The organism is Citrobacter sp. S39 (assembly GCF_009495675.1).
Classification (GTDB): domain Bacteria; phylum Pseudomonadota; class Gammaproteobacteria; order Enterobacterales; family Enterobacteriaceae; genus Citrobacter; species Citrobacter freundii.
Genome location: NZ_CP045555.1, coordinates 292,410 through 304,335 on the forward strand (window position 1 = coordinate 292,410; position 11,926 = coordinate 304,335).

Below are 11,926 nucleotides of genomic sequence, written 5' to 3' on the forward strand. Positions count from 1 at the left end.
CGACAACTATGTAGGCCGGATAAGGCGCTTGCGCCGCATCCGGCTACGCTCACATCACCTTACGCAATGCGTGCAAATCCCGCTTCGAGATCGGCAATCAGGTCGCCAATATCCTCCAGGCCAATATGCACCCTGACCAGCGTGCCGCTGAAATCCACCTCTCCAGCCGGGCGGATGCTGTTCAGCTCTTCCGGCTGGTTCGCCAGAATGAGCGACTCAAATCCACCCCACGAATAGGCCATATGGAACAGCGAGAAATTATCGAGGAAATTCGCCATCTGTTCGTCGGTCAGTCTCTTTTTCAGCACAAATGAGAACAGGCCTGAGCTTCCGGTAAAATCACGCTGAAAATACTCATGGCCCGGACATTCCGGTAACGCCGGATGATTCACCCGCGCCACTTCCGGTCTTGCCGACAGCCAGCGAGCAATATGGATACTGCTCTCCTGATGCTGCTTAAGGCGTACCGCCAGGGTACGCAATCCGCGGCTGCCGTTGTAGGCGGTATCGGCATCCAGCGTTTGCCCCATCAGATAGGAGTTCTCGCGCAGACGATCCCAACAACGGGCGTTAGACACCGCCGTGCCCAGCATGCCGTCCGAATGACCGATGGTGTACTTCGTTCCCGCCTGAATGGAAATATCCACGCCATAATCCAGCGCTTTGAACAGCACGCCCGCCGCCCAGGTGTTGTCGATCATAATGACAATCTCCGGATTCACCGCGCGGATAGCCTTCACCATCCCCGGCACATCCTGGACTTCCATGGTGATAGAACTTGGTGACTCAAGGAATACAACCTTCGTTTCCGGACGCAGAAGATCGACGATACCTGCACCAATCAGCGGATCGTAATACGTTGTTTCCACATTGAATTTACTCAGGATCTTATTGCAAAAATCCTGGGTTGGCTCGTAGGCCGCGCCGGTCATCAGGATATGATCGCCACCCTGAACAAACGCCAGAATCGCGTTGGTCACCGCCGCAGCACCACATGGGTACAGCGCGCAGCCAACGCCACCTTCCAGTTCGCTCATTGCCTTCTGGAAGGCAAAGTGGGTATAGGTTCCGCGACGACCGTAAAACAGCTCACCGTTTGCGCGATTGGCGGTGGCAAATTTCTTGTCCTTCACGGTATCAAATACCAGTGAAGAGGCACGTTGGATAACCGGATTCACCGCTCCCTGGGTGTAGCGTTTGTCACGACCAGCAACAACCAGTTGCGTCTCAAGCTTCATTGCGTCTTTCATAACATCTCCTGTTCTTAATCCGTGTGAAACCTATACCACCGCAGCAGTAGAGTTTATTTCAGTGTTGGTCTGCTTTTTTCCAGCGAACCGTTCAACAATCTGCGCCGCATTCAAATCATGGATAACGTTAATCAGTGTGGCCGGCGCATCGGTAATGGTGCCCAGCACCACCAGCATCGGGATTGCTTCCATCGGCAGGCCCAGCGTGGTAACGATAAAGATTTCACCGAGGAACGCCCCGCCCGGCACGCCACCAACGATAATGGCGGAGAGCACCGCAATCAGCATCGTCAGGAAGAAGGTTTCGGTGGTGAATTCCATACCCAGCACGGAATAGATAAAGACGATTTTCAGCGCGGCAATCATCGCCACACCGCCTTTGTTCAGGTTAACCAGCAGTGGAATGGAAACATCAACGATTTCCGGGTTAATCCCCATCGCCTTACCGGCACGCAGCGTCACCGGGAGCGTCCCCAGCGAAGAGCAGGTCCCCAGCGCAGTCGCAGACGGTTCAATCGCGTTACGCCAGAAGGCTTTGACCGCCGGAATACCGCCGCCAATATACGAATAGAGAATCGAGCCAAAAACAAAATAGACCAGCGTGGCAACCATAAACAGGCCGATGGCGCGGGCAAAGGTTAACAATAGTGCAGAGTCCTGACTGGCCATGGTGGCGGCGAAGTAGCAGCCCAGACCAATCGGCGCGACCTTCATAATGATCGAAACGATCTTCATGATCACGGTATTGGCGTCTTCCAGCAGCGACGCAATACGTTTACCGGCCTGATCCGACTGGCCAATCGCCACACCGGCGATGATCGCCATCACGATCAGAGCCAGAATATTGGACTTAGAGAACAGCCCAATAAAGTCGCTGGTGGTGATCATGCTGACAAAATCCATCTTGCCGCTGCCCGCCTGCACCGACTGCGAGAGATCGATAGTGACGCCCTGCGCCGGGTTATACCAGAGCGCCAGCGCGACGATCCCGGCCGCCGGAATAAAGGCCATCGCGATCGAAACAATAAAGATAATCGCCATAATACGCCCCAGCCTTTTCAGGTCGGTCATACTGGCGATCGAAGACATGACGCTGATCCCCACCAGCGGCACAATAATCATAAATAACAGGTTTAAGAATATCTGACCTATTGGCTGGAGTTTACTTGCAAACGATGGGGCATAAATACCTAATAAGCCGCCAATCACCAGAGCAACTAATAAAATAATCGACGATCTGTAGGGTTCGAGTCGTGACCACATAATCGGTACCTTTAGAATAATAATTAATGAGATTAAATTCACAATGTGATGAGTTTCCGTTTCGCCTCCTTTTAATTTGTGACGTAACTCACCTAAGTTGTTATTTTTTCATTTTGCCAGCAAGTTGTTTCCTGTGATTCAATAGTTGCATGTTTAAAAGGCGAATGTAACGGCCTATTCGTACCGTTTTTGCAAATCACTTGTGAATTTAAGGAAATTATGAGTACGCCGATTTCACTCAAGCATCTGGAGTTTTTTACTAAAATCGTCGACTGCGGAGGATTGTCAGAAGCCGCGGCGCAGCTCAACGTCTCGCCGTCTGCGGTCAGCAAAAGCCTGGCAGCGATGGAAGATACGTTAGGCACGACATTAATTAAACGCACCACCCGCAGTATTACCCTGACCGACGCCGGGCAATATCTCTTCAACCGCGCTAATAAGCTGTTGAAAGAATTCGATGAAACGCTGAATACCACCTCCGGTTATTACCACAGCCCGCAGGGTGAATTACGCATAACCTGCTCAATTGCGTTTGGTTATTCCCGGCTGGTGAACCTGGTGGATAAATACCGCTCCCAGTTCCCGGATGTGAATCTGTATATCGATCTCAACGATAACTTCGTCAATCTGAACGAAACGGATTTCGACATTGCCCTGCGAATTTCCACCGCGCCGCCGCAAAACTATGCGATGCGCAAGCTGGTGCCTGTTCGCTGGGCGTACTGTGCCTCACCCGGCTACCTTGCCAAAAAAGGTATGCCCCAGCGTCGCAGCGATCTGGTGGATCATGATTGCCTGGTTTATCCGGGCCTCACGCCGGTACTGAAGGTGGCAAATGAACAGGATCGACTGCATCAGTTGAAACTGCATATGCCGATCCAGGCCAACAGCAGTCTGGTGCTGTTGAAGTCGGTGTTAGAAGATCAGGGGGTGGCATATTTGCCCACTTATTTGATTGGCGATCATATTCAAAAAGAGGAGATCACGCCGCTGATGCTCGACGGCACCATTACCTGTGAAACTCATGCCCTGTATGCGCTGTACTTTCCCAGCAAGTACAGCAATCCGAAGGTGCGATCATTTATCGATTTTCTGGTGGCGGAACTCGGCCCCTTACCCGCCTGGGACAATTGGATCCCGGAGTAAACCCGGCCCACCTGAAAATGGGAGACGCGCCACAATTTTTGCGCGATCCCCCCGTCTGGCTCTATCCTTAAGCCTATGAATAAAATTGCTGAACTCAAACGCGCCAAGCGACTGGCGCTCTCTCTGCTGCTGATCGCTGCCGCGACCTTCGTCATCACGCTGTTTTTGCCGCCTAACTTCTGGGTACTCGGGATCAAAGCGATTGCCGAAGCGGCGATGGTGGGCGCGCTGGCGGACTGGTTTGCCGTGGTGGCGCTTTTTCGCCGGGTGCCAATCCCGTTTATCTCGCAACACACGGCTATTATCCCGCGCAATAAGGATCGGATCGGCGAAAATCTTGGTCAGTTTGTACAAGAGAAATTCCTCGATACCCAGTCGCTGATAGCCCTGATCCGCCGCCATGAACCGGCGCTGTTGATCGGCAACTGGTTCAGCCAGCCGGAAAACGCCCAGCGCATCGGCCAGCATCTGTTGCAGATCATGAGCGGTTTTCTCGAACTGACCGACGACTCGCGCATTCAGCGGCTGATCAAGCGGGCGGTGCACAAGGCCATCGACAAGGTCGATCTCTCCGGAACCAGCGCGCTGATGCTGGAAAGCATGACCAAAAACAATCGCCATCAGGTGCTGCTCGATACGCTGATCGCCCAACTGATCGCCCTGCTCCAGCGCGACAGCTCGCGAGCGTTTATCGCCAGACAGGTAGTACACTGGCTGGAAACCGAACATCCGCTGAAAGCGAAGATCCTGCCAACCGAATGGCTGGGCGAGCACAGCGCCGAGCTGGTGTCTGATGCCGTTAACTCCTTGCTGGATGACATCAGCCACGATCGCGCGCATCAGATCCGCCATGCCTTCGATCGCGCTACATTTAAGCTCATCGATAAGCTCAAACACGATCCGGAGATGACCGCGCGGGCCGAAAGCATGAAAAGCTATCTGAAGGAAGATGAAGCCTTCAACCGTTATCTTGGCGAGCTGTGGGCAGACCTGCGTCAGTGGGTGAAAACCGACATTAACGCAGATGATTCCCGCGTGAAGCAGCGCATCGCCAGCGCCGGGCAGTGGTTCGGCGAAACGCTGGTAGCCGACAGCGCCCTGCGTGCCTCACTAAATGGGCATCTGGAGCAGGCTGCGCATAAAGTTGCCCCGGAGTTCGCCACCTTCCTGACGCGCCATATTAGCGACACGGTGAAAAGTTGGGATGCACGCGATATGTCGCAGCAAATTGAGTTAAACATCGGTAAAGATTTGCAGTTTATTCGCGTCAACGGCACGTTGGTTGGCGGTTCAATCGGGCTGGTGTTATATCTGTTGTCGCAAATTCCGTCCCTGCTGACGCTGGCGAATTTTTAAGGAGAAAGATTCAATGACGATGAGCATCCGCATTTTTTCCCTGCGCGAGACGCCAGAAAAACTGCACGAGATCACCGCTTACTTTCAGCAGCAATGGGCCTCAGAAGACTCCATGGCGGTATACGAGGATGCATTGCGCCGTTGTATTGGCGCAAAGAACCCACTACCACAGTGGTACTGGCTGCAGGATGGTGACAGCATTGTTGGCTGCGCTGGATTGATCACCAATGATTTTATTAGTCGCGGCGAATTGTGGCCGTGGCTATGCGCGCTCTATATCGATCCTCGCTATCGTGGTCACGGTTTGGCGTTTCGCCTGATCGAACATATTGCACAGCAGGCCAGACAGCTGGGTTTTACGCAACTCCATCTGTGTACTGACCTGGCAGGTTTATACGAGAAAGCAGGGTTTTACTTTAACGGGCCGGGCTATCATCCGTGGGGAGAAGCCTCGCGGGTCTACAGCCGTAACCTTTGATGGCATTCAGCGTTACGCGGTTTTATTTTTACTTTTCATTATCATTTACGTATGTAATATAACAATTATCAGCTAACAGCGCGAAATGAGAGTCCGTATGTCCCAGGGAAGCCCAGATTCAAATCGCCATGCCATCAGTGTCGCACTCTTTGGCATGCTGGTCTTAACGCTGGGCATGGGGATTGGGCGCTTTTTGTATACGCCAATGCTACCGGTACTGCTGTCAGAAGGTCAATTTACGTTTGACCAACTCTCGTGGATTGCCAGCGCCAACTACGCCGGGTATCTGGCGGGAAGCCTGCTCTTCTCCTTTGGGCTCTTTCATCTTCCCTCACGCTTACGTCCAATGTTGCTAACGTCCGCGCTCGCTACCGCAGGGCTGATTCTGGCGATGGCCAGCTTAACGCAGCCCGCGCTGGTGATGCTGATCCGCTTTCTGGCGGGCGTCGCCAGTGCCGGTATGATGATCTTTGGCTCGATGATCGTTCTGCATCATACCCGGCATCCCTTTGTGATCGCGGCGTTGTTCTCCGGCGTTGGCGCAGGCATTTTGCTGGGCAATGAATATGTCATTAGCGGTCTGCATTTTGCGCTGTCCTCGCACACGCTCTGGCTGGGCGCGGCGGCAGCCTCGGCTCTGTTCTTTGTGCTACTGGTTATACTCCTGCCATCTCGCGACCACGTGCTCCCCGCCGCGGCCCCGGTAAAAACAGAGCATCAGCCTATGTCCTGGTGGCTGCTGGCGCTGCTGTACGGGCTGGCCGGATTTGGCTACATCATTGTCGCCACCTACCTGCCGCTAATGGCGAAAAGCGCCGGTTCGCCGCTGTTGACTGCCCATCTCTGGTCGCTGGTCGGCATATCGATAATTCCGGGGTGTTTCGCCTGGCTGTGGGCCGCCCGACGCTGGGGAGTATTGCAATGCCTGACGGCGAATTTGCTGATTCAAAGCGCCTGCGTGCTCATGACGCTCGCCAGCGGCTCTTTGCCGCTGCTGGTGATAAGCAGCATGGGTTTTGGCGCAACGTTTATGGGAACCACTTCACTGGTGATGCCGCTTGCCCGACAACTTAGCGTACCGCGCAATATTAATCTGCTGGGCCTGGTCACTCTGACTTACGGCATTGGGCAAATACTTGGTCCGCTATTAACCAGCCTGCTGGGAAGCGGCGCACTGGCGATCGTTAACGCCACGGTGTGCGGCGCCGTCGCGTTGTTTATTGCGGCACTTATCAGCCTTACGCAATTATACAAACAGCGTTTCGCCTCGCCAAAAAGGGTATAACCGGCAACCTTCTAAAGAAGGTATATTCGGATTAGTCCGCAATTAAATGTCAACATTTAATAAACCTAAAATAATCGGTAATTACCTGCCAGACAATTTATAATTCCCGTCCGTTCATTTATAAACTCAATTTAAAATGCGTAAAAATGGACATATTAATCTAACATCAACACTATCTTCGGGAAAATACATGTCGTGGTTTAAAAAAATATTACTGGGGTTGATTATTTTGGCGGTTTTAATTGGCACGCCAAAGGATTATAAAGACTTTGGCCTGTTTGGCGCACTGGGATTGTTTATTATCTTCCTGTTATCAACAACATTTTTATGGCAATGGGCCTCTGGCAGGTTACCGGAGATAACAAAGTTACATGCCATACTTATTTTACTGGCCAGCGCGATAGCCTCTATTTTTGTTATCAATATGGCCATTGCCGGAAATTTGCATGTGGATTTAATGGAGGTCATGCGCGTTACCATTACGCATAATCCACTTTTTTATCTGATTCTCTGCGTGGTTGCATGGGTAAAAGTGGGCATCTGGCAATGGCTGTTTAGCGGTGTACAGCAGGAAGAGAGCCAGCCGGTTTAAACGCCGGCAGATATAAAAAAAGGCGTCTTTACCAGGACGCCTTTTTCATACCAGAACAAAAAGTTAGAACTGATAGGTCAGACCCGCAGCAACCTGGTTATCGCTGTCTTTACCATCGAGCAGGTTAATTTTGTAACCTACATCAGCCACGATGTTTTTGTTGAAGTAGTAGTCTGTACCCAGCGCGACGTATTCGGTCAGGTCATTATTGTTGTTATCACGCGCGTGGACGTAAGCCACGTTCGGACGCAGACCAAAATCAAACACATACGCCGCCATCGCTTCAAAGTGCTCAGCTTTGTCCGCATCCTGAATCAGGTTGTGGGACTCTCCGTACATAGTCGCTACATAGATAGCATTAGCATCATATTTCAGACCCGCGCCCCAGAACTCTGCGTTTTCGCCATTCCAACCTTTTTGTTTCTGCTGAGCAGTCACAGAACTGTTGGTATAGGCCGCAATTGCAGATATGCCAGAATCCGCAATGTTGTCATAACCCAGGGAGAAGCCGTAGCCATTGCCGTGTTGTTTCGTCGGATCCTTATTGGTATCGTCCTGACCCTGATATTGCGCGCCAACATTTAGACCATCAACGGCACCGAACAGATTTTTGGTGCGAAGTGTTGCAACGCCAGAAGTGCGTGTAGTAAGGAAGCGGTCAGTATTTTCAAAGGAGTCACCGCCGAACTCTGAGAGAGTATCAGTATAAGCTCCCACATCGTAAGCGATACCATAGTTACGACCATAGTCAAAACTGACGTCATGACCATAATCCAGGCCAGCAAACGCCAGACGTGTATTAACGCCATTCTGCGAACCTTCTGCTTTAGCGGCATCAAACTGACTTTCAAATTGCCCGTAACCGGTCAGTTGATCGTTGATTTGCGTCTCACCGCGAAAACCCAGACGTGCGTAGGTTTCATCAGCATTAGTACCATCAGTCCAGGAATGGGCTGCTTTTACTTTGCCGTAGAGATCCAGCTTGTTGCCATCTTTATTATAAATTTCCGCTGCATGAACGGAGGTTACCCCTAATGCCATTACAGCTAATGCCACTACTGACTTTTTCATGTTATTACTCACTTTTAATTGTGAATTTGGCTATCAACTTTGTTATGCAGGCAGAATACCTGCATAAAAAAGTCCCCTATGGATTAAGGGGCAATACCAATAACACACCAAAAAAATACCAATGAAGGTAATAATGAAGTGGCAAGACATAATTAATTTTTGGATTTTCAATCAAAACCGGACAGCGATAATTACTCGAGACTTTCACTCTCATTAACTGAGCGATGCAACATTAATGCTTCAGCAATAATATCTTGTTTACTTTTACGGGTTTCAAATGCCAGCGTTCGCACATATTCCCACAAAGAGGTATCGACACGGGCACTTAAAAGAACCATATCTTTTGATCGGGTCCCTCTGGGTTTTCGAATATCGGGATAGTCTCGAGATGGCATTTTCAACTCCTGAACGTAATAACACGCTTATGGCGATGAAATATGCAGTTAGTGTAAAAACATGTCAACGGTAAAATACAGTCATAATAGTAATGAAAGTGTTAATAAACCAATGAAGAATGGAACGATATTTCAAATGAAAGATAACTTGTTTATGGAATAATGTGTAATGCTAGCTTTACGAATACTGGATTTTATTCATTTGATTAAAAAAGCATGAAACATTTACATCAACTATATCACCAATCAAAACATCATTACGACCAATAAGTTACGCACCGTTATTAATGTCTACATTTACGCGAACCGCTTGTTTCTATGTGTAGTTATGCCGGTAAACCTTATCCTGATTACTGCAGAGATCGCGTTGATTCTCACTTAACCCAGACCCATTTTGTCTAAAAATAAGCACGGAAAGGTAAAAATAAGGTAAATGACACATTTTTTCGCATGCGAAAATAAGTTGTTTTTAATTGATTTAAATCAATTTGCACCGCACAAAGGGGACGAAAAAATGTTCATCCGAGGCGATGGAAACAATTTTTTACGTGACTTTCAGAACGTGAAAAGCGGCCCTGCCGGGCAATGAATGAGGATGCGGAAAACGCGGTGCGGGCCGCAATAGCCCGCGTATGAGAGGAAGGAAAATCAGGCGTTAACTTTATCCAGCGGCCAGGAATCAAACAGATAACCATCAAAATCAATGTCATCGACATTTGAAAACTCCAGCAGACGCTGTTTGACATTTTCCAGATGCTGCCACATGGCCAGCTTGGCCGCGCGGGCATCTTTTTTGATTAATGCAGCCAGGATCTGTTTATGGTCGCCCATCCACTCTTTCCGGTAGTGGGTATCGTCGAGGTGGCTATGGAGCTGGATCCACATCGGGTTGTTCTCACGCCACTGCCATGACTGGCGAAACAGCTCCACCAGCATGCTGTTATGCGTGGCTTCAGCTATGGCGAGATGGAACTGCATGTCGCCGCTTTCAGAACCGTTTGGCTCGCTGGAAGCCAGCTCCCGCTCTTCCAGTTGCAACGCCTGGCGCATTTTGACGATATCTTCGCGGGTAGCCTGCAGCGCGGCAAATTCGGCAATGTTGCTTTCCAGCAGCTGTCGCGCCTGCAACAGTTCAAACGGGCCCGCATCATTGCAATGATTTGCATCCGTACTGTCGATAGTCTGCGCATCCGCATTGTCGAGCACGTAGATCCCGGCTCCGCGGCGCACGTCCACCAGGCCTTTAATTTCCAGCATGATTAACGCTTCGCGAACTACCGTGCGAGTGACATTGAGCATCTCGGCAATTTCACGCTCTGGCGGCAAGCGTTCACCGGGCTGGTACGGCGTCTGGACAATCAGATCGCGGATCATGGCACCCACTTCCTGGTAGGGTCTTTGCTGAGAAGTGTTCGATTTCATCGTGTTATGTCCGTCAGATGCGTGTAATCAGATACGGGGAATAGGTATCGAACTATAGCATTTGCGGGAGGGCAAAAACAGAAAACGGGTCAACCAAACCAATATTTTGATTGACCCGTCATAGTTCGGAGGTTATGCGTCAGCGCTTAATGCCGCAACGCACTCACGTGCGCCGTGTTCACATAGCTGTTGATACGTCGCGATAATGGTCTCCACAAAGCCAGCGTTTTCCGCCAGGTCATGACCAAAAATGCCAGACAGCCCCAGCAGCGCCGTCACGCGCTCGGCGCCCTGGTACTGTTGGTTAATGTGTTGAAATTCAGCCAGCATAGGGTCGACAACATCAATGGCCTGCCCTTGCTCATCCACACCGTGGGTGTAGCGCATCCAGCCCGCCACGCCCAGCGCCAGGTGACGCCAACTGCTGGCATTTTGCAGGTGCAGACGCACCGGATCCAGCAGGCGCTGCGGCAGTTTCTGGCTGCCGTCCATCGCAATCTGCCAGGTACGGTGGCGCAGAGACGGGTTGCTGAAACGCTCGATCAGCAGTGTCGCGTAGGCGTTGAGATCGGTGCCTTCCGGCATCGAGAGCGTCGGCGCCTGCTCCTGCATCATCAGCGCAAACGCCGCTTTGCGGTACGCCGGATTGGTCATGGTATCGGCGATGGTTTCATAACCGCCGAGATAGCCCAGATACGCAAGGAAAGAGTGGCTGCCGTTGAGCATGCGCAGTTTCATCATTTCAAACGGCACCACGTCGGCCACGAACTGTGCGCCAACCTTGTCCCAGTCAGGACGACCGTTGACAAAATTGTCTTCAATTACCCACTGACGGAACGGTTCACAGGCGATAGCACACGGATCGTAAACACCCAACTGGTCGGCAATCTCCTGCAACGTTTCCGGCGTCGCCGCCGGAACAATGCGGTCGACCATAGTGCACGGGAAAGTCGCATTAGCTTCAATCCACTGCGCCAGCTGCGGGTCGCGCGCCTGCGCCAGCCCCAGAACTGCGACTTTCGCCACATGCCCATTTTCACGCACGTTATCGCAGGACATCACGGTAAAAGCCGCCAGCTCCTGCTCACGGCGCAGGTACAGCGCTTGTACGATGTAACCAATCGCCGATTTCGGCGCGGTCGGATTCGCCAGATCGTGTTTAATCAGCGGGTTATTGAGATCTAACTGACCGCTGGCCGCATCGGTGCAGTAGCCTTTTTCGGTGACCGTCAGCGAAACAATTGCCGTCTGCGGGCGCGCCATAGCCTGTAAAATACCGTCACAGCCGTCAAGATCCGGGTGCAGCGCTTCTTTCATTGACCCGATCACTTTCAGCACGGTGTTGTCCGCGCCTTTTTCCGCCACGGTATACAGCAGTTGCTGCTTGCGCAGATTTTCAATCAGTACGCAGTCGTTACCCGGCATCAGGTTAACTTCACAGATCCCCCAGTCGCTGTCAGTGGTTTCCAGCAAATGATGGGTGTACAGCGCCTGATGCGCGCGGTGAAAAGCGCCACATCCCAGGTGAACAATGCGGGATTGCAGGCGCGAGCGGTCCCATGCAGGGCGCGCAACCGGCAGGTCGCTATTGGCAATTGTCGTTGTCATCGTGAACTCCAGAACCCGTTGAAAGGCCAACGGATGAGAAAAGAAAAAGCCGGCCAGACA

Annotated in this window: 11 protein-coding genes; 5 read left to right on the forward strand and 6 right to left on the reverse strand. The window is 51.4% G+C overall.

Annotation, left to right across the window (positions count from 1 at the left end):
* Positions 1-59: 59 nt before the first annotated feature.
* On the reverse strand, positions 60-1,250 hold the full coding sequence (gene metC / locus GFB57_RS01320) for a cystathionine beta-lyase (RefSeq protein ID WP_003019195.1): 1,191 nt from the start codon (positions 1,248-1,250) through the stop codon (positions 60-62).
* Positions 1,251-1,280: 30 nt separating this feature from the next.
* A complete protein-coding gene (locus GFB57_RS01325) occupies positions 1,281-2,513 on the reverse strand; it encodes a dicarboxylate/amino acid:cation symporter (protein ID WP_003019196.1) in 1,233 nt (410 codons plus the stop codon).
* A gap of 219 nt (positions 2,514-2,732) precedes the next feature.
* Between GFB57_RS01325 and GFB57_RS01330 the strand changes: the two genes are divergently transcribed.
* From GFB57_RS01330 to GFB57_RS01350, 5 genes are all read left to right on the forward strand, one after another.
* Positions 2,733-3,659, forward strand: coding sequence for a LysR family transcriptional regulator (locus GFB57_RS01330; RefSeq protein WP_003019198.1), 927 nt, complete (start codon positions 2,733-2,735; stop codon positions 3,657-3,659).
* A 75-nt stretch (positions 3,660-3,734) separates the two neighbouring features.
* On the forward strand, positions 3,735-5,015 hold the full coding sequence (locus GFB57_RS01335) for a DUF445 domain-containing protein (protein ID WP_003019200.1): 1,281 nt from the start codon (positions 3,735-3,737) through the stop codon (positions 5,013-5,015).
* A 13-nt stretch (positions 5,016-5,028) separates the two neighbouring features.
* Complete coding sequence (locus GFB57_RS01340; protein WP_003019202.1) at positions 5,029-5,493, forward strand: GNAT family N-acetyltransferase; 465 nt, start codon at positions 5,029-5,031, stop codon at positions 5,491-5,493.
* A 97-nt stretch (positions 5,494-5,590) separates the two neighbouring features.
* Positions 5,591-6,778, forward strand: a complete 1,188-nt coding sequence (locus tag GFB57_RS01345; protein ID WP_003019203.1) for an MFS transporter — start codon at positions 5,591-5,593, stop codon at positions 6,776-6,778.
* Between the two features lie 190 nt (positions 6,779-6,968).
* Entirely contained in the window at positions 6,969-7,370 is a 402-nt protein-coding gene (locus GFB57_RS01350) for a hypothetical protein (RefSeq protein ID WP_003019205.1), read from the forward strand.
* A gap of 63 nt (positions 7,371-7,433) precedes the next feature.
* On the opposite strand, the gene GFB57_RS01355 is transcribed toward GFB57_RS01350, so the two are convergent.
* The 4 genes from GFB57_RS01355 to GFB57_RS01370 all read right to left on the reverse strand — a co-directional run bounded on the left by GFB57_RS01355 (position 7,434) and on the right by GFB57_RS01370 (position 11,866).
* Positions 7,434-8,441: a porin gene (locus GFB57_RS01355; protein WP_008322158.1), complete on the reverse strand. Its 1,008-nt coding sequence runs from the start codon at positions 8,439-8,441 to the stop codon at positions 7,434-7,436.
* A 191-nt stretch (positions 8,442-8,632) separates the two neighbouring features.
* Positions 8,633-8,836, reverse strand: a complete 204-nt coding sequence (locus tag GFB57_RS01360) for a hypothetical protein (RefSeq protein WP_008322159.1) — start codon at positions 8,834-8,836, stop codon at positions 8,633-8,635.
* 648 nt (positions 8,837-9,484) lie between these two features.
* A complete protein-coding gene (uxuR, locus tag GFB57_RS01365; protein ID WP_003033268.1) occupies positions 9,485-10,258 on the reverse strand; it encodes a Uxu operon transcriptional regulator in 774 nt (257 codons plus the stop codon).
* Between the two features lie 132 nt (positions 10,259-10,390).
* A complete protein-coding gene (locus tag GFB57_RS01370) occupies positions 10,391-11,866 on the reverse strand; it encodes a fructuronate reductase (RefSeq protein ID WP_003033266.1) in 1,476 nt (491 codons plus the stop codon).
* Positions 11,867-11,926 lie beyond the last annotated feature (60 nt).

Bases quoted from the DNA above. Each gene is read 5' to 3' on its own strand.
- metC (WP_003019195.1), bottom strand. From the start codon at position 1,250: ATGAAAGACGCAATGAAGCTTGAGACGCAACTGGTTGTTGCTGGTCGT.
- GFB57_RS01325 (WP_003019196.1), bottom strand. From the start codon at position 2,513: ATGTGGTCACGACTCGAACCCTACAGATCGTCGATTATTTTATTAGTT.
- GFB57_RS01330 (WP_003019198.1), top strand. From the start codon at position 2,733: ATGAGTACGCCGATTTCACTCAAGCATCTGGAGTTTTTTACTAAAATC.
- GFB57_RS01335 (WP_003019200.1), top strand. From the start codon at position 3,735: ATGAATAAAATTGCTGAACTCAAACGCGCCAAGCGACTGGCGCTCTCT.
- GFB57_RS01340 (WP_003019202.1), top strand. From the start codon at position 5,029: ATGACGATGAGCATCCGCATTTTTTCCCTGCGCGAGACGCCAGAAAAA.
- GFB57_RS01345 (WP_003019203.1), top strand. From the start codon at position 5,591: ATGTCCCAGGGAAGCCCAGATTCAAATCGCCATGCCATCAGTGTCGCA.
- GFB57_RS01350 (WP_003019205.1), top strand. From the start codon at position 6,969: ATGTCGTGGTTTAAAAAAATATTACTGGGGTTGATTATTTTGGCGGTT.
- GFB57_RS01355 (WP_008322158.1), bottom strand. From the start codon at position 8,441: ATGAAAAAGTCAGTAGTGGCATTAGCTGTAATGGCATTAGGGGTAACC.
- GFB57_RS01360 (WP_008322159.1), bottom strand. From the start codon at position 8,836: ATGCCATCTCGAGACTATCCCGATATTCGAAAACCCAGAGGGACCCGA.
- uxuR (WP_003033268.1), bottom strand. From the start codon at position 10,258: ATGAAATCGAACACTTCTCAGCAAAGACCCTACCAGGAAGTGGGTGCC.
- GFB57_RS01370 (WP_003033266.1), bottom strand. From the start codon at position 11,866: ATGACAACGACAATTGCCAATAGCGACCTGCCGGTTGCGCGCCCTGCA.